This is a genomic window from Bradyrhizobium sp. 142 (assembly GCF_023074015.1).
In the GTDB taxonomy this organism is placed as follows: Bacteria; Pseudomonadota; Alphaproteobacteria; order Rhizobiales; family Xanthobacteraceae; genus Bradyrhizobium.
Genome location: NZ_JADPKQ010000414.1, coordinates 79,084 through 96,136 on the forward strand (window position 1 = coordinate 79,084; position 17,053 = coordinate 96,136).

The 17,053-nt window shown below is 63.3% G+C and carries 16 protein-coding genes, 1 tRNA gene and 1 pseudogene; 7 read left to right on the forward strand and 11 right to left on the reverse strand.

What is annotated here, in order from left to right:
* Positions 1-43: 43 nt before the first annotated feature.
* The 3 genes from rpoN to ptsN all read left to right on the forward strand — a co-directional run bounded on the left by rpoN (position 44) and on the right by ptsN (position 3,003).
* On the forward strand, positions 44-1,657 hold the full coding sequence (gene rpoN / locus IVA82_RS38490) for an RNA polymerase factor sigma-54 (RefSeq protein ID WP_148740978.1): 1,614 nt from the start codon (positions 44-46) through the stop codon (positions 1,655-1,657).
* A gap of 76 nt (positions 1,658-1,733) precedes the next feature.
* Complete coding sequence (raiA, locus tag IVA82_RS38495) at positions 1,734-2,324, forward strand: ribosome-associated translation inhibitor RaiA (RefSeq protein WP_247388669.1); 591 nt, start codon at positions 1,734-1,736, stop codon at positions 2,322-2,324.
* A 217-nt stretch (positions 2,325-2,541) separates the two neighbouring features.
* Positions 2,542-3,003, forward strand: coding sequence for a PTS IIA-like nitrogen regulatory protein PtsN (gene ptsN, locus IVA82_RS38500; protein WP_011083550.1), 462 nt, complete (start codon positions 2,542-2,544; stop codon positions 3,001-3,003).
* 599 nt (positions 3,004-3,602) lie between these two features.
* On the opposite strand, the gene IVA82_RS38505 is transcribed toward ptsN, so the two are convergent.
* The 8 genes from IVA82_RS38505 to IVA82_RS38540 all read right to left on the reverse strand — a co-directional run bounded on the left by IVA82_RS38505 (position 3,603) and on the right by IVA82_RS38540 (position 11,147).
* Complete coding sequence (locus IVA82_RS38505) at positions 3,603-3,875, reverse strand: DUF1150 domain-containing protein (protein WP_148740980.1); 273 nt, start codon at positions 3,873-3,875, stop codon at positions 3,603-3,605.
* A 51-nt stretch (positions 3,876-3,926) separates the two neighbouring features.
* A complete protein-coding gene (locus IVA82_RS38510; RefSeq protein ID WP_007598583.1) occupies positions 3,927-4,352 on the reverse strand; it encodes an Hsp20 family protein in 426 nt (141 codons plus the stop codon).
* Between the two features lie 341 nt (positions 4,353-4,693).
* Positions 4,694-5,782, reverse strand: a complete 1,089-nt coding sequence (locus IVA82_RS38515; protein WP_247388670.1) for a sn-glycerol-3-phosphate import ATP-binding protein UgpC — start codon at positions 5,780-5,782, stop codon at positions 4,694-4,696.
* 20 nt (positions 5,783-5,802) lie between these two features.
* The gene (ugpE, locus tag IVA82_RS38520) at positions 5,803-6,651 is read right to left on the reverse strand and encodes a sn-glycerol-3-phosphate ABC transporter permease UgpE (RefSeq protein ID WP_247388671.1); all 849 of its coding nucleotides are present in this window, start codon (positions 6,649-6,651) and stop codon (positions 5,803-5,805) included.
* A complete protein-coding gene (gene ugpA / locus IVA82_RS38525; protein WP_247388672.1) occupies positions 6,651-7,532 on the reverse strand; it encodes a sn-glycerol-3-phosphate ABC transporter permease UgpA in 882 nt (293 codons plus the stop codon). Before ugpA ends, ugpE begins: the two co-directional genes overlap by 1 nt.
* Positions 7,533-7,582: 50 nt before the next feature.
* Positions 7,583-8,899, reverse strand: a complete 1,317-nt coding sequence (gene ugpB, locus IVA82_RS38530; RefSeq protein ID WP_247388673.1) for a sn-glycerol-3-phosphate ABC transporter substrate-binding protein UgpB — start codon at positions 8,897-8,899, stop codon at positions 7,583-7,585.
* A gap of 413 nt (positions 8,900-9,312) precedes the next feature.
* Entirely contained in the window at positions 9,313-10,533 is a 1,221-nt protein-coding gene (locus tag IVA82_RS38535) for a CaiB/BaiF CoA-transferase family protein (protein ID WP_247388674.1), read from the reverse strand.
* Positions 10,534-10,721: 188 nt separating this feature from the next.
* The gene (locus IVA82_RS38540; protein ID WP_148740986.1) at positions 10,722-11,147 is read right to left on the reverse strand and encodes an organic hydroperoxide resistance protein; all 426 of its coding nucleotides are present in this window, start codon (positions 11,145-11,147) and stop codon (positions 10,722-10,724) included.
* 156 nt (positions 11,148-11,303) lie between these two features.
* Between IVA82_RS38540 and IVA82_RS38545 the strand changes: the two genes are divergently transcribed.
* Entirely contained in the window at positions 11,304-11,765 is a 462-nt protein-coding gene (locus IVA82_RS38545) for a MarR family transcriptional regulator (protein ID WP_247388675.1), read from the forward strand.
* 18 nt (positions 11,766-11,783) lie between these two features.
* On the opposite strand, the pseudogene IVA82_RS38550 reads toward IVA82_RS38545, so the two are convergent.
* The 3 genes and pseudogenes from IVA82_RS38550 to IVA82_RS38560 all read right to left on the reverse strand — a co-directional run bounded on the left by IVA82_RS38550 (position 11,784) and on the right by IVA82_RS38560 (position 12,728).
* A pseudogene (locus IVA82_RS38550) lies at positions 11,784-12,019 on the reverse strand (GIY-YIG nuclease family protein).
* 156 nt (positions 12,020-12,175) lie between these two features.
* Positions 12,176-12,251, reverse strand: a tRNA-Ala gene (locus tag IVA82_RS38555).
* Between the two features lie 66 nt (positions 12,252-12,317).
* The gene (locus tag IVA82_RS38560; protein ID WP_247388676.1) at positions 12,318-12,728 is read right to left on the reverse strand and encodes a TIGR02300 family protein; all 411 of its coding nucleotides are present in this window, start codon (positions 12,726-12,728) and stop codon (positions 12,318-12,320) included.
* A 160-nt stretch (positions 12,729-12,888) separates the two neighbouring features.
* On the opposite strand from IVA82_RS38560, the gene aroA reads away from it, so the two are divergent.
* From aroA to rpsA, 3 genes are all read left to right on the forward strand, one after another.
* Positions 12,889-14,226: a 3-phosphoshikimate 1-carboxyvinyltransferase gene (gene aroA, locus IVA82_RS38565; RefSeq protein ID WP_247388677.1), complete on the forward strand. Its 1,338-nt coding sequence runs from the start codon at positions 12,889-12,891 to the stop codon at positions 14,224-14,226.
* Positions 14,223-14,861, forward strand: a complete 639-nt coding sequence (gene cmk / locus IVA82_RS38570; protein ID WP_148740991.1) for a (d)CMP kinase — start codon at positions 14,223-14,225, stop codon at positions 14,859-14,861. Before aroA ends, cmk begins: the two co-directional genes overlap by 4 nt.
* Positions 14,862-15,125: 264 nt before the next feature.
* Positions 15,126-16,829: a 30S ribosomal protein S1 gene (gene rpsA / locus IVA82_RS38575; protein WP_247388678.1), complete on the forward strand. Its 1,704-nt coding sequence runs from the start codon at positions 15,126-15,128 to the stop codon at positions 16,827-16,829.
* Positions 16,830-17,053 lie beyond the last annotated feature (224 nt).

Sequence of the window (17,053 nt, forward strand, 5' to 3'; positions counted from 1 at the left end):
ATAAGCAAAAATCGGACCAATTTTTGGGGACGGTTCTTGCTTCATGGCGCTCACGCAGAGATTAGAGTTCCGGCAATCGCAGTCGCTGGTCATGACGCCGCAGCTGATGCAGGCGATCAAGCTGCTGCAATTGTCCAATCTCGATCTCACGACCTTCGTGGAAGAGGAACTCGAGCGTAATCCGCTGCTGGAGCGGGCCAATGACGAGCCGCCGGCCGGCGAAGCCCCGGCCGAGACCGGTCAGTTCAACGACAGCGACGGCGGCCACAACGACGAACCTGGCGGCGGCCCGGGCGAGGCCTTCGAGCCCGGCCAGGAAGAATGGATGAGCAAGGATCTCGGCACCCGCGCCGAGATCGAGCAGACCCTCGACACCGGGCTGGACAACGTCTTCTCCGAAGAGCCGGCCGAGGCGGCTGCGCGCAACGCCCAGGATGTCGCGCCGACCACCTATACTGAATGGGGCGGCGGCGCTTCTAGCGACGAGGACTACAATCTCGAGGCCTTCGTCGCGGCGGAGATTACGCTCCGCGACCATCTGGCCGAGCAGCTCTCGGTCGCCTTCACCGGTCCCGCACAGCGCATCATCGGGCAGTATCTGATCGATCTCGTCGACGAGGCCGGCTATCTGCCGGCGGACCTTGGCCAGGCCGCCGAGCGGCTCGGCGCCTCGCAGCAAGACGTCGAGCAGGTTCTTGCCGTGCTGCACAAATTCGATCCGCCCGGCGTCTGCGCGCGCAATTTGAGCGAATGCCTGGCGATCCAGCTGCGCGAGCTCGACCGCTATGATCCGGCGATGCAGGCGCTGGTCGAGCATCTCGATCTGCTCGCCAAACGCGACATTGCGGGCCTGCGCAAGGTCTGCGGCGTCGACGACGAGGATATCGCCGACATGATCGGCGAGATCCGCCGGCTCAATCCCAAGCCCGGCATGAAGTTCGGCTCGGCGCGTCTGCAGACCATGGTGCCGGACGTCTATGTTCGCCCGGGTCCCGACGGCGGCTGGCATGTCGAGCTCAACAGCGACACCTTGCCGCGCGTGCTGGTCAACCAGACCTACTATTCGCAGCTGTCGAAGAAGATCGGCAAGGACGGCGACAAGTCGTATTTTACCGACGCGCTGCAGAACGCAACCTGGCTCGTGCGCGCGCTCGATCAGCGTGCCCGCACCATCCTGAAGGTTGCGACCGAGATCGTGCGCCAGCAGGACGGCTTCTTCACCCATGGCGTGGCGCATCTGCGGCCGCTCAATCTGAAGGCCGTGGCCGACGCCATCCAGATGCATGAATCCACGGTGTCGCGCGTCACCGCCAACAAATACATGGCGACCAACCGCGGCACCTTCGAGCTGAAATATTTCTTCACGGCCTCGATCGCATCGGCCGATGGCGGCGAGGCGCATTCCGCCGAAGCCGTGCGTCACCACATCAAGCAGCTGATCGATTCGGAAGCGCCCTCCGCAATTCTTTCCGACGACACCATCGTGGAACGGTTGCGCGCCTCGGGCATTGATATTGCCCGCCGCACGGTCGCGAAGTACCGCGAAGCCATGCGCATTCCCTCCTCGGTGCAACGCCGCCGCGACAAGCAGAGCGCTCTTGGTAACGTCCTCTCCACCGCAATGCCCGATCGCTCCCGCAACACCGAGCCGGCCTGATTGCGCTGGCGCCAAATCGCGCTACTCTCAATCTCCCATCGCGACCGAAGCCAGGCCCTCAACCAGCGAGGCATCCATGACTCTCCGGATTTCGGGAAAAAGCATCAGCGTCGGCGAGGCCTTGCGCGGCCGCGTTGCCGGGCGAACCGATGAGGTCTTGCGCAAATATTTCGACGGGAATTATTCCGGCCACATCACGCTGAGCAAGGACGGCTTCGGCTTCCGCACCGATTGCGCGCTGCATCTTGATTCGGGAATTACGCTGGAGGCCGATTCGAACGCCCCGGACGCCTATGCCAGTGCCGACCAGGCGCTGCTGATGATCGAGAAACGGCTGCGCCGCTACAAGAGCCGGCTCAAGGACCGCTCCGGCCGCAAGTCCCACGCTGCCGCGGCACTCGCCGCGCTCGACGCCACGAGCTACGTCCTGGAGGCGCCGTCCGAGGACGAGGTCACCGGCTACAGCCCCGTCATCATCGCGGAGGCAACCACCTCGCTCAGACAGCTGTCGGTCAGCGAAGCGGTCATGGAACTCGACCTCAGCGGGGCGCCCTGCCTGGTATTCCAGCATGGCTCGAGCGGCCGGGTGAACATCATTTACCGCCGGGCGGACGGCAATGTAGGCTGGATCGACCCGCCCGCGGGCAAGCCGGAAGGCAAGGCCTGAGGGGTGCCAACCGTGCCCCCACCGCCCCTTAACAATGACCGGGACAAAGCCGCACGCGGCAGTTGGCACCGGGATTGCGTTGGAGTAGAAGCCCCCCACATCAGGCAAGGGTTAAGTCCGCCTCCCGCTTCACCTTCTTGACGCCGGCCCGCCTCGGTTCTCTGTCCAGGTTGGCCAATTCGGAACCTGACTTTTTCATTCACCTCGGAAGTCTTCCATGCCGATTACCGATCTGGTCGCGCCCGAGGCGATTCTCCCGGCATTGAAGGTCAACAGCAAGAAGCAGGCGCTTCAGGAACTCGCGGCCAAGGCCGCCGAGCTGACCGGGCAGAATGAACGCGCGGTGTTCGAGGTGCTGCTGCAGCGAGAAAAGCTCGGCACCACCGCGGTCGGCTACGGCGTCGCCATTCCCCACGGCAAGCTGCCCAAGCTGGAAAAGATCTTCGGCCTGTTCGCGCGGCTCGATCGTCCGATCGATTTCGAATCGATGGACGGCCAGCCGGTGGACCTCGTGTTCCTGCTGCTCGCGCCGGAAGGCGCCGGCGCCGACCATCTCAAGGCACTGGCCCGCATTGCCCGCCTGCTGCGCGACCAGGACATCGCGAAAAAGCTCCGCGCCTCGCGCGATGCGCAAGCGATCTATTCGGTGCTGGCGCTGCCGCCCGCGACGGCGGCGTAATCCGTTATTGCGAGCGAAGCTCTCTCAACACCGTCATTGCGAGGAGCTCTTGCGACGAAGCAATCCAGAGTCCGTCCGCGGAAAGATTCTGGATTGCTTCGCTGCGCTCGCAATGACGACGCGGAAACGTCATCTCTCAAAATGGAAACGGGCACGCCTTCTCTCGCAGGCATCGATCCAATAAGAGGTCCCTGCTTCCACGACTAAGCGGTACGCATCGCAAGACGATCTTCCCTTGATTACATTCCTCGTACTCGCCGGCATGCTTGGATGGTTGGCCAGCGTGGTTTGGCAATTGCGGCTTGCGAGTACCAAGGGAAAAGTTTGGAGCCGTAACGGCTATGTAACCCGTACAAGCAACGAGACAGTTTTCGGCGCCTGCGTGTGTTTCTACTGGGTGGCACTTGGGTGGGGAGCCATCATGCTATTTTGTATGGTGATATCGATTATCAGGCAAATCTAGAGCACGACCCGGATTTGAGCATCCCGTCATCGCCTTCCGGCTGACAATCCTGCAGTATGCGGAAAGAAGCAAAACGGGCACGCCTTCGTGTGAAGGCATGCCCGCTTGAAACTCTGTTCGTCCGGCGTGCGCGTGCTCAGTGCACGCTCACCGCTTGCAGCTCGTTGCTCCAGGCATTGGCGATTGCGGCTTCGCGGCTGTCGGTCAGCATGATCGGCGTGCCGTCCGCGGAATGGAGCGCGAAGAGCTTGAGGCCCGGCGCGATTTTCGGCGCTTCCGGAAACAGACCCGGCACATCCTCGGAGCGGATCTGCTTCACATAGGCGATATGGCCTTCGCCGAGGGTCGCCAGCGTCTCCGGAGAGACATTCTGGGCTTCATATTCGAACGCAACATGACCTTCACTCATGGTCTCGACTCCTCTCTCGAAACTAAGCGGTCGAGTCCGCTACTCGTTCCATTATTCGTGCTCATTGATAGCGATTGTCTTAACGATCCTCTCCGGTTCCGGCCGGGCAAGATCGATCGCCAGCAATCCGTTCTTCAGATCCGCACCCAGCACCAGCATCCCCTCCGCCAGCACGAAGGTGCGCTGGAAGTGGCGCGCGGCGATGCCGCGATGGATGTATTGCCGGGTCTTGTCGTCCTGCTGCCGCCCGCGAATCACGAGCTGGTTTTCCTCAATGGTTACATCGAGTTGGTCGCGGGTGAATCCGGCGACCGCCAGCGTGATGCGCAACCGCTCGGGCTGGCCCTCCGATCGGTCGCACCTCTCGATATTGTAGGGAGGGTAACCGTCGGCGCCTTTGACGACGCGATCGAGCACGCGCTCAATCTCGTCGAAGCCCAGAAGGAACGGGCTGGAAAGCGTGGGAACACGAGACATAGTTTACAAAGTCCTCTCGAAGCGACTTTGGCGTTTCAGGGCCCGTAGAGGCACCCCTTGGTCAGCAATATGGTCATATCCCCGTGTCAGTTCAAGGACGTAGCGGAGGGGCTGTGGATCGTGGTTTCGGGACCATCGCGCCTACATTTCCACATCGTCATGGCGGGGCCTGTCCCGGCCATCCACGACCTTCGCGACACAAAGCACCCAAGAACGTGGATGCCCCGGGACAAGCCCGGGCATGACGGATTGGCGGACGATTTATCTCAACGAAAACAAACCCGCTGCTACTGTGCATGGTGTTGTTTTCGCGCTTTTGTTTGCCGGCCCTTCGGAACGGGTCAGATTTCGATCCGGGTCCGCCCGTCGCCGCTGAACAGATGCAGCTTCGCCCGCACCGCTGCGACGCGGATCTTCTCGCCAATGGCCGGGGCTTCGGTTCCGGGAATCCGGACGATGACCTCGCCCGGCGGCAGCTCGCCGGGATTGGCAGCGATGCGCTGCTCGTCCTGCGCCCGCGCGCCGTAGATGAAGGTCTCGGCGCCGACGCGCTCGATAGCCTCCACGGTCAGCGGCAGCGCGATCCCGCCGGCCGGCGTCTGGTCGGTGATGACGAAATCTTCCGGACGGATGCCGAGAATGCCGGCCTCGCTCGCGCGGCCATCGCCGAGTTGCGAGGCGATCTCGTCCTGGCGGATCGACATCAAATTCATCGGCGGTGCCCCGATGAAGGAGGCGACGAAGGTGGTCGCCGGCTTCTCGTAGATCGCCAGCGGATTGCCGACCTGCTCAACCTGTCCGCCATTCATCACCACGAGAACGTCGGCGAGCGTCATTGCCTCGAGCTGGTCGTGGGTCACGTAGATCGACGTCGTGTTCAGCCGGCGCTGCAGTTTGCGGATCTCGACCCGCATCGCGATGCGCAGTTTTGCGTCGAGATTGGAGAGCGGCTCGTCGAACAGAAACACTTTTGGCTGGCGCACGATGGCGCGGCCCATGGCGACGCGCTGGCGCTGGCCGCCGGAGAGCTGGCGCGGCTTGCGCTCCAGCATCGATGTCAGCTCGAGCACGCGCGCGGCCTCCTCGACGCGGGTCTTGATCTCGGCCTCCTTCATGCCGCGGTTGCGCAGGCCGTAAGCCATGTTGTTGTAGACGCTCATATGCGGATAGAGCGCGTAGTTCTGGAACACCATCGCGATGTCGCGATCGGCGGGCTCGACCTGGTTAACGACGCGGCCGCCGATGTCAATCTCGCCGCCGGTGACCGTTTCGAGGCCCGCGACCATGCGCAGCAGGGTCGACTTGCCGCAGCCGGAGGGGCCGACCAGCACGCAGAACTGCCCGTCGGCGACGTCGACGTTGACGCCCTTGATGGCCTCGAAGCCGCCGGGATAGGTCTTGCGCACGTTGCGCAGGGTGACGTTAGCCATAAAAACTCACTTCCAAGAACCTACTTTTCCGTCTCGACCAGTCCGCGCACGAACAGTTTCTGCATGACGACCACGACGAACACCGGCGGCAGCATCGCCAGCACGGCGGTCGCCATCACGATCGGCCATTCGGTCAGCGCATCGGTGGTGGTGATCATCTTGCGGATGCCGACCTGGATGGTCTGCATGTCGTCGCGGGTGGTGATCAGCAGCGGCCAGAGATATTGATTCCAGCCGAGGATGAAGAGGATCACGAACAGCGCCGCCATGTTGGTGCGCGACAGCGGCAGCAGCGTATCCCAGAAGAAGCGGAACGGACCGGCGCCGTCGATGCGCGAGGCTTCCAAAAGCTCGTCCGGCACGGTCATGAAGAATTGCCGGAACAGCAGCGTCGCGGTGGCCGACGCAATCAGCGGCAGCGACAGGCCGGCATAGCTGTCGAGCATGTGCAGGTCGGCGACGATCTTGTAGGTCGGATAGATGCGCACCTCGACCGGCAGCATCAGGGTGATGAAGATGATCCAGAAGATCGGCATCCGGAACGGAAAGCGGAAATAGACGATCGCATAGGCCGAAATGATCGAAATCGCGATCTTGCCGATTGCGATCGCCAGCGCCATCACCAGCGAGTTCAGCATCATGTTGCCGACGGGCTCGCGGGTCGAGCCGCTCGTGCCGACGAAGATGGTCTGGTAGTAGACCTCGAAGAAATGGCCGCCCGGCAACAGCGACATCTGCCCGTTGGCGATCAGCGCGTTGTCCTGGGTCGAGGCGATGATCGCGATGTAGACCGGAAAGGCGACGATCGCGATTCCGATCCACAGGATGATGTGGGCGACGAAGCGCCTGAAGCCCTCTTCCTCGACCATCAGTAGGTCACCTTGCGTTCGACGAAGCGGAACTGGATTCCCGTCAGCACGATGACCATGACCATCAGGATCACCGATTGCGCCGCGGAGCTGCCCAGATTGCCGCCGAGCAGGCCGTCGGAATACACCTTGTAGACCAGCGTCACCGTCGACGTTCCGGGCCCACCGCGGGTCATGGTGTCGATGATGCCGAAGGTATCGAAGAAGGCGTAGACGATGTTGACGACCAGCAGGAAGAAGATGGTCGGCGACAGCAGCGGGAAGGTCACGGTCCAGAACCGCCGCATCGGGCGCGCACCGTCGATCGCGGCGGCCTCGAGCACGCTCTTCGGAATCGCTTGCAGGCCGGCGAGGAAGAACAGGAAATTATAGGAGATCTGCTTCCACGCGGCGGCGAGGATGATCAGGGCCGCGGCCTGGTCGCCGTCGAGCAGCGGATTCCAGTCGACACCCATCGCACGCAGATAGCGCGAGAGCACGCCGAGCGAGGGATGCAGCATGAAGATCCAGAGCACGCCGACGACGGGCGGGGCGACCGCATAGGGCCAGATCAGCAGCGTGCGGTAGAGCATCGAGCCGCGCAGCGGCTTGTCCGCCATCACCGCGAGCAGCAGCGCAAACGACAGCGACGAGACGGCGATGGCGAACGAGAAGAAGAAGGTCCGGACGATCGCCGCGAAATAGGCAGGATCCCTGAACAGGTCGAGATAGTTCTCGATCCAGACGAAGGTCGTCGACAGGCCGAAGGCGTCCTGGAGCAGGAAGGATTGGATCACCGCCTGCAAGGCCGGCCAGTAAAAGAAAATCAGGACAATCGCGAGCTGCGGCGCAACCAGCGCATAGGGCAATAGCTTTGCTTGGAAAATGGCTTGCTTTTGCATGATGTCAGCAGAGCGGCAGGCCGCGAATGCGTGGCCTGCCGCTCATTGCCTCACTTGACGGCGGTCTTTTCAAACTGCCGCAGCATCGTGTTGCCGCGCTCGACCGCTGCGTCGAGCGCCTGCTTGGCAGTCTTCTTGCCGGCCAGCGCCTGCTCGATCTCTTCCGACCAGACGTCACGGAGCTGAACCATGTTGCCGAGGCGCAGACCACGCGAGTTTTCGGTCGGCTCCTTGTTGGTCAGCTCGAGCAGCGGGGTCTCGAGATAGGGCTGGTCCTTGTAGAAGCCTTCTGCCTTCGCCTTGGCGTAGGCCGCCTTGGTGATCGGCAGATAGCCCGAGGCCTTGTGGATGTAGACCTGGCGATCGGTATCGGAGAGGAAGGTCAGGAATTTCGCGACGCCCTTGTATTCGTCGGCCGACTTGCCGCCCATCACCCAGAGCGAGGCGCCGCCGATGATCGAGTTCTGCGGTGCGCCCTTGACGTCCGGATAATACGGCATCGGCACCGCGGTGAAGTTGAACTTGGCCTGCGCCTTGACGTTGCCGAAGAACGCCGACGAGGTCAGATAGATCGGGCATTCGCCGGAGGTGAAGCGGCCTTCACCGGTGTTGGTGCGCCCGGCATAGTCGTAGGTCTTGTTCTTCTGGAGCTCGACCAGGGTTTCGAGGTGCTTGACCTGGAGCGGTCCGTTGAACTCCAGCACAGTGTCGAAGCCGTCGAGGCCGTTGGCCTTGCTGGCGAGCGGCATGTTGTGCCAGGCGGAGAGCTGCTCGAGATTGACCCAGGTGATCCAGGAGCCGGAGAAGCCGCAGGTGTCGTGACCGGCAGCCTTCAGCTTCTTGGCGGCCTCGAACGTTTCAGGCCAGGTCTTCGGGATCTCGACGTTCGCCTTCTTCAGCTCGTCGAGATTGACCCACATCACGGTCGAGGACGAGTTGAAGGGGAACGACAGCATCTCGCCCTTCGAGGTCGAATAGTAGCCGGTAATGGCCGGCAGGTAGATCTTGGGATCGAACTTCTCGCCGGCCTCGGCCATCAGTTTGTAAACGGGCTTCACCGCGCCGGTCGCGGCCATCATGGTCGCGGTGCCGACTTCGAACACCTGCATGATGTGCGGCGCGTTGCCGGCGCGGAACGCCGCGATGCCCGCGTTCATCGTGTCGGGGTAGTTGCCCTTGTAGGTCGGGATGACCTTGTAGTCGCTCTGCGCCGCGTTGAAGTCAGTCGCGAGCTTGACGATGACGTCGTTGTTGGCGCCGGTCATCGCGTGCCACCACTGAATTTCAGTCACGGCCAAGGCCGGCGAGGCGCCCAAACCGAAAGTGACTGCAACAGCGGCAGCCGCACCAAAGTGTCGAAGAGCCATCAAGAAACCTCCCTTGGGCCGTCAAAATTGATCGCTTGCGCTAGCAGCGCCATATGACGTTCACATGACTGTGTAAGCGGCCGAAACGAAAGCGGCAAGCGCTGGAAAAGGGAAGCCGTCAATTAGGCGAAGGCGCGGGACAACGTCATCCGTTCGCGGTGCACACTCGCGCCCGCGCCGCAGCATGGCTGGGCGATTGCTGGATTGCAGCAGCCAAGGCTGAGGCTGACGAGCGGGCCGCGGGCTCGAAAGCCTCTCCCGCTTGCGGGAGAGGTCGGCGTGGAGCGCCGGATGAGGGCTTTCCCCGCTTGGGGATTGCCCCGTTGCGGAGACACCCTCTCCCCAACCCTCCCCCGCAAGCGAGGGAGGGAGCGCATTGCCATTGCCGCTCGACCTCGCTCTCGTCGCTGCCCCTACCGCTTGCGCTCGGGTCCGCAGACGGTGCCCTTCTCGACCATCGCGTCGATCTCGGCGCTGGAATACCCTAACTCGCCCAGCACTTCGGCGGCATGCTGGCTGAATTTCGGCGGCAGGCGGCGCAGGCTCGGCTTGCTGCGATCGAGCCGGATCGGTGAGGCGACGCCCTTGTACCAATCCTTCTCGATGACATCGCCGCGGTGGATCGTGTGCGGGTTGGTCAATGCCTGGTCGATCTTTTGCACGGGACCTGCGGGCAGGCCTGCGGCGAGCAGGCGATCGCACAGCGGCTCGGCCTCGTGCTGGCTGAACACCGCGGCGAGCTCGGCGCGCAGCGCCTCGCGATTGGCGATGCGGTCCTTGTTGCGGGCAAAGCGCGGATCGGTGCCGAGCTCGGGCTTGCCGATCTCCTTGGCGAGCTTGCGGAAGGTGCCGTCATTGCCGACGCCGATGAAGATGTCGTCGGTCTTGGTCGGGAAGATCGCGTAGGGCACGAGGTTGGGATGCTCGTTGCCGGTCAGGCCCGGCGGCTTGCCATGCATGAAATAGTTCGCGGTGTGCGGATGCATGATGGCAAGGCCGGTCTCGTACAGCGTCGTCTCCAGGAACTGGCCCTGGCCGGAGCGCTGCCGTTCCGACAGCGCCATCAGGATGCCGATCGCCGCATAGAGCCCGGTGGTGATGTCGACCAGCGGCACGCCGATCCGCATCGGCCCGCTCTCGGGCGAGCCGGTCGCCGCGATCATGCCGGTCATGGCCTGGATGATGGCGTCATAGCCGGGATTGCCGCCGCGCGGGCCGTCGGCACCGAAACCGCAGATCCGGCAATGCACGAGGCGCGGGAATTTTTTGCGCAGCACCTCGTTGCCGATGCCCCATTTCTCCAGCGTACCCGGCTTGAAATTCTCGATCAGGACGTCGGCCGTCTCCAGCATCTTGAGCAGCACGATACGGCCGCCCTCGGAGGCGAGGTCGAGGCCGATCGAGCGCTTGTTGCGGTTGATGCCGACGAAATAGGCCGCGTCTTCCTCGTGGAAGGGAGGACCCCAGTCGCGTACCTCGTCGCCGGCGGGCGGCTCGACCTTGATCACGTCGGCGCCGTGGTCGGCGAGGATCTGGGTGCAGTAGGGGCCGCCGAGCACGCGCGTGAGATCGATGACGCGCAGTCCGCTCATCGCGCCCATAGCGGTTTCAGAACCCGCGGCTTCAGAACTCATGCCTTCGCTTCCCCTGTGTCGATTGTTGATCAGAAGGCCTAGCGAGGTTCGTGCACGCCAGCAATGGCCCCGAACGTGGGGCCTCATGCGCCGCCGCACATCAATCCCGCGGCGTGGCAAATCGATCGGCAATCAAACGGAATGGCCGGCCCGAGGGGGATCCCGGGCCAGCCAATCCGCCGTTCCGATCAGACGACGGTCAGGCGGACGTCGACATTGCCGCGGGTGGCATTGGAATAGGGGCACACTTGGTGAGCCTTCTCGACCAGGGCCTCGGCTTCCGCACGGGCAAGGCCAGGCAGCGAGACGGAAAGATCGATGTCGAGACCGAATCCGCCGGCCGAACGCGGGCCGATACCGACGGTCGAGGTGACGGAGGCGTCGGCCGGCACCTTCGGTCCGCCCTGGGAGGCCACGAACTTCATCGCGCCAATGAAGCAGGCGGCATAGCCGGCCGCAAACAGCTGCTCGGGATTGTTGCCGGCACCGCCGCCGCCGCCGAGCTCCTTCGGCGTGGTGAGCTTGACGTCGAGCGCGCCGTCGAGCGTTGCGGCATGGCCGTCGCGGCCGCCGGTGGCCTTGGCGCTGGTCTTGTAGAGAACATTCACGGACATCGTCGTCTCCCTGTGGTTTTCCGGGTGGCGGCACCTATATCGCAGACAATTAGATTGCGCGCAATTGAAATTGGCATGCCTCACATTTAATTGTTCGCAATTGAATACGCGGCCGCCAGGTCCCAGAATGACGGGACGAATCTCGTGAGATCGAACATGGCTCGGAAACAATCGGCGGCGGACGCGCCGCTACGGCTCGACAACCAGATCTGCTTTGCGGTCTATTCGGCCGCGCATGCCTTCAACCGCGTCTACAAGCCGCTGCTCGACCGGCTCGGCCTGACCTATCCGCAATATCTGGTGATGCTGGTGCTGTGGGAGCGCGACGATGTGCCGGTCAAGGATATCGGCGAACGCCTGTTTCTCGATTCAGGCACGCTGACGCCGCTGCTGAAGCGTCTGGAGGCTGCCCATCTGCTCAGGCGCACGCGCTCCAGCGATGACGAGCGCCTGGTGCTGATCGCGCTGACGCCGCAGGGCCATGCGCTGAAGGAAAAAGCACGCGCCGTGCCGCAGTCGATCCTGGCGGCATCGGACTGCTCGGTATCGGAACTGGTGACGATGAAGGACGAGATCGTCGCGCTGCGCGACAGGCTCAACGCCGTGACCGGGGAGTAGGGGGGCAAGTAGGGGCGGTCAGAAGTGCTTCTTCGCGAACGCGCGCCCCGAACCGGATTTTAGATATCGTTCAAGCGCAACAGCGCGAGCCGCGTCATCAAACGCGAAATAGGTCCGAATTCGCCAAGGCCCATATTTCGAGGTGTGCGGCACCTCGCCGGCGTTATGTTTCGCCAACCGGGCCCGTAGGTCGTTCGTATGCCTACGTAGAAATGCGCGGAGTCGAGGCTCTCGAGAATATAGACGTATTTCATTGTGCTTCCTCCCCGAGGGCAGGATAGCAGCTTAGGAAGGTCAGAAAGGGTGCTTGCGCGCCCGCCGTCGCCCTGCGGGCTATGGCGGGGCAGCCTTCGCGGCTACGAGGGACTTCCCGGGCTTGCCCAGCCGAAGCTCGCAAAGCGAGTGAAGGCTGGTGGAGCCAGGCGGGATCGAACCGCCGACCTCTTGCATGCCATGCAAGCGCTCTCCCAGCTGAGCTATGGCCCCTTAACCGTCCGACGCGCCTTGGGCGACGCGTCGGGAAAGACCCAGAACCACAGTTCTGGAATTATCTCAAGTCTCTTCGTCACCGCCGACATCACCAATGATGTCGGTCACGTCCTCATCGCCCTCTTCGTCGTCGGGGATGAAGGTCGAATCATCGTCGTCATCGTCCTCGATGGTCTCGTCGACCTCGATGTCGTCCTCGGATTCGGGCACAACGGCCTTGACCTTGCCGGTGCTCTCCTCGGCGTCGGCCTCCTCGAGCGAGACCAATTCTTCAGCCTCCGCCGGCTCCGGCGCGGTGTCGGCAACAGGAGCATGTCTGGCTTCGGCGCCACGGGCCGCGCGAGACGGTGCCAGCGGCGCAATCGGCACAACTTCGCCGGTATAGGGCGAGATCACCGGATTCTTATTGAGGTCATAGAACTTCTTGCCCGTGGTCGGGCAAATACGTTTGGTTCCGAGTTCGGACTTGGCCACGGCAGAGGAATCCTGGAATGTCTGAAAAGCGGTGTTTCACTTGGCTAGTTGGCGGCCCGCTGTCAATAGCGCATTACGGGAGAATGACATGCCGTGACGGAGCACGGACCATGTGGTACCTGCGCTCCCGCCGCTTGAGGGCACATCCAAGGACACAATCTTGACCCATTCCGACCAACCGAGGCCGCTCAAGTCTCGCGCCAGCGGTCCCCTGACCGGGAAAATACGGGTGCCCGGGGACAAGTCGATCTCGCATCGCGCCCTGATCCTCGGCGCGCTGGCGGTCGGCGAGACCCGGATTTCCGGCCTGCTCGAAGGCGAGGACGTTCTCAATACTGCAAAATCCATGCAGGCCCTGGGCGCCAGGGTCGAGCGCACCGGCGATTTTGCCTGGAAGGTAAATGGCGTGGGCGTGGCTGGCTTCGCCGAGCCCAAGGCGGCGCTTGATTTCGGCAACTCTGGCACGGGTTGCCGCTTGGTCATGGGCGCCGTTGCCGGCTGCCCGATTTCGGCGGTGTTCGACGGCGATGCCTCGCTCCGCACCCGTCCCATGCGCCGGATCCTGGACCCGCTCGAAAAGATCGGTGCCAGGGTCGTTTCCGGCGGCGAGGGCGGCCGTCTGCCGCTGACCGTCCAGGGTGCCCGCGATCCGCTGCCGATCACTTACAAAACCCCGGTGGCCTCGGCCCAGATCAAATCAGCCGTGCTGCTCGCGGGCCTGGCCGCGCCGGGCACGACCACCGTCATCGAGAGCGAAGCCAGCCGCGACCATACCGAGCTGATGTTGAAGCATTTTGGCGCCGACATCACCTCGAGGCGGGAGGGTCAGCACGGCCGCCGCGTTGCACTGGTGGGGCAGCCTGAATTGCATGGCGCCGCCGTCGTGGTGCCCGCCGATCCGTCCTCGGCGGCGTTTCCGGTCGTCGCCGCTCTGATCGTCGAAGGCTCCGACGTCATCCTGTCCGACGTCATGACCAATCCGCTACGGACCGGCCTGTTCACCACGCTGCGCGAAATGGGCGCCTCGATCGAGGAAAGCGAAGTTCGCGGCGATGCCGGCGAGCCGATGGCGCAGTTGCGCGTGCGCGCCTCGAAACTGCGTGGGGTCGAGGTGCCGCCGGAGCGTGCGCCCTCGATGATCGACGAATATCTGGTGCTGGCGGTCGCGGCCTCCTTCGCCGAAGGCACCACGATCATGCGCGGCCTGCAGGAGCTGCGGGTCAAGGAATCCGACCGGCTCGAAGCCACCGCCGACATGCTGCGCGTCAACGGCGTGAAGGTCGAGGTCTCCGGCGACGATCTGATCGTCGAAGGCCGCGGTCACGTACCTGGCGGCGGCCTCGTCGCCACCCACATGGACCACCGTATCGCGATGTCCGCACTGGTGATGGGCTGCGCGTCGGACCAGCCCGTGACCGTCGACGACACCACCTTCATCGCCACCAGCTTTCCGGATTTCATTCCGATGATGCGTTCGCTTGGGGCCGAGTTCTCATGATCATCGCCATCGACGGGCCTGCGGCCTCGGGCAAGGGGACGCTCGGCAAGCGGCTGGCCCACCATTACGGCTATCGTCACCTCGATACCGGCGTGATCTATCGCGCGGTGGCCTACGCCTTGATGCAATCCGGTCATGATCTGCGGGACGAAGCGGCTGCGGTCGCGGCGGCGCTGGAACTCGATCCCGAAAAGTTCGGCGATCCCGCCCTCAAGACCCAAAAGGTCGGCGAAGGCGCCTCGATCGTCTCGGCGATACCCAGGGTTCGCGAAGCCCTGGTCAATTTCCAGCGGCAGTTCGCCGCCGACCCGCCAGGGGCGGTGCTGGACGGCCGCGACATTGGAACCGTGATCTGCCCCCATGCCGACGTGAAGATTTTCGTGGTCGCAGACCCCAGGGTCCGCGCCCGCCGCCGGACCATGGAGGCCAAGGCGAGGGGCGAGGAGGCGGACGAGGCGGCCGTGCTTGCCGACATCATCCAGCGCGACGAGCGGGACAAGAATCGCCCGATCGCACCCCTGAAACCCGCCCCCGATGCTTACTTGCTAGATAACTCCCAACTGGATATAGAAGGCGGCGTCCGGGCTGCCATCGACATTATCGAGGCCGTCCGAGCGGGCCGTCCGCGGGGTTAATCCGCGGTCGTCATTGGAGGAAGCGCCCGCTCCCGCTCTTTGAGGTCGATAACCTCGGTCCTTGTTTGGGGCCGGCGCGATCCAGGCTCCGGACAAAGATTTCCACGTTTCGAACGCGCGGGCCTCAGCCGGCCCGCTTCCGCCGTTCCGGTGCCAGCCGGAGCAGCGAGCGGTCGCCCGAAGGTTCTGCGGACCTTCCGACACTGCGCGCCCGAGACGCCCATGAACCCAACGGCCGGCAAGACATCCGCAACTGGAGAACAAATGGCTTCGACCTCTGCTGATACCTATAGCCCCTCGCGCGACGATTTCGCCGCGATGCTCGACGAGTCCTTCGCTGGTGGCAACCTGCAGGAAAGCTCCGTCATCAAGGGCAAGGTAGTTGCAATTGAAAAGGACATGGCCGTCATCGACGTCGGCCTGAAGACCGAGGGCCGCGTCGCGCTGCGCGAATTTTCCGGCCCCGGCCGTGACAGCGAACTCAAGGTCGGCGACGAGGTGGAAGTGTTCCTCGATCGTATCGAGAACGCCCTCGGCGAAGCCGTGCTGTCGCGCGACAAGGCGCGCCGCGAAGAAAGCTGGGGCAAGCTCGAGAAGGCGTTCCAGAACAACGAAAAGGTCACCGGCGTCATCTTCAACCAGGTCAAGGGCGGCTTCACCGTCGACCTCGACGGTGCCGTGGCCTTCCTGCCGCGCTCGCAGGTCGACATCCGTCCGATCCGCGACGTTGCGCCGCTGATGAACAACGCGCAGCCGTTTCAGATCCTCAAGATGGACCGCCGCCGCGGCAACATCGTCGTCTCCCGCCGCACGGTGCTGGAAGAGACCCGCGCCGAGCAGCGTCAGGAGCTGGTGCAGAACCTCGAAGAGGGTCAGGTCATCGACGGCGTGGTCAAGAACATCACCGATTACGGTGCGTTCGTTGATCTCGGCGGCATCGACGGCCTGCTGCACGTGACCGACATCGCCTGGCGCCGCGTCAACCACCCGACCGAGGTGCTGTCGATCGGCCAGACCGTGAAGGTCAAGATCATCAAGATCAACCACGAGACGCACCGCATCTCGCTGGGCATGAAGCAGCTCTTGGATGATCCGTGGCAGGGCATTGAAGCCAAGTACCCGCTGGGTGCCCGCTTCACCGGCCGCGTCACCAACATCACCGACTACGGCGCGTTCGTCGAGCTCGAGCCGGGCATCGAAGGCCTGATCCACGTCTCCGAGATGTCGTGGACCAAGAAGAACATGCACCCCGGCAAGATCGTGTCGACCTCGCAGGAAGTCGAAGTGCAGGTGCTGGAAGTCGATTCCGTCAAGCGCCGCATCTCGCTCGGCCTCAAGCAGACCATGCGCAACCCGTGGGAGGTCTTCGTCGAAGGCCATCCGACCGGTTCGACGGTCGAGGGCGAGGTCAAGAACAAGACCGAGTTCGGCCTGTTCCTGGGTCTCGAGGGCGACGTCGACGGCATGGTCCATCTCTCCGACCTCGACTGGAAGCTTCCGGGCGAGCAGGTGATCGACAACTACAAGAAGGGCGACGTGGTGAAAGCCGTGGTGCTCGATGTGGACGTCGAGAAGGAGCGTATCTCGCTCGGCATCAAGCAGCTCGAAGGCGATCCCTTCGCCGAGCCGGGCGATGTCAAGAAGGGCGCGGTCGTGACCTGCGAAGTGCTCGAAGTGAAGGAAAGCGGCATCGAGGTGAAGATCACCGGTACCGATTTCTCGACCTTCATCAAGCGCTCGGAGCTTGCCCGTGACCGCAACGACCAGCGCGCCGAACGCTTTGCCGTCGGCGAGAAGGTCGATGCCCGGGTGATCCAGTTCGACAAGAAGGCCCGCAAGGTCCAGGTGTCGATCAAGGCGCTCGAAGTTGCCGAAGAGAAGGAAGCCATCGCGCAGTACGGCTCCTCCGATTCGGGGGCGACGCTTGGCGACATCCTCGGCACCGCGCTCAAGAACCGCGACAAGTAAGCGAAACGCCTGCTTCGCAAGCATCAAGGCCCCGGCGCGAGCCGGGGCTTTTTTTGGTGTGCCGAGCATGTTCGACAGCTTGGAGGTGGAAGTCCTTTACCAGCCTGATGGCGGCGAAGGGTTAGCGAAGCGCAAGGGCGTCATCGCGAGATGGGGTTTGAAGGAAGCGTGGAGCAAACCTGCGGCCCGATGGACAAGAACCGGATAACGAGGCCTACCCAGCC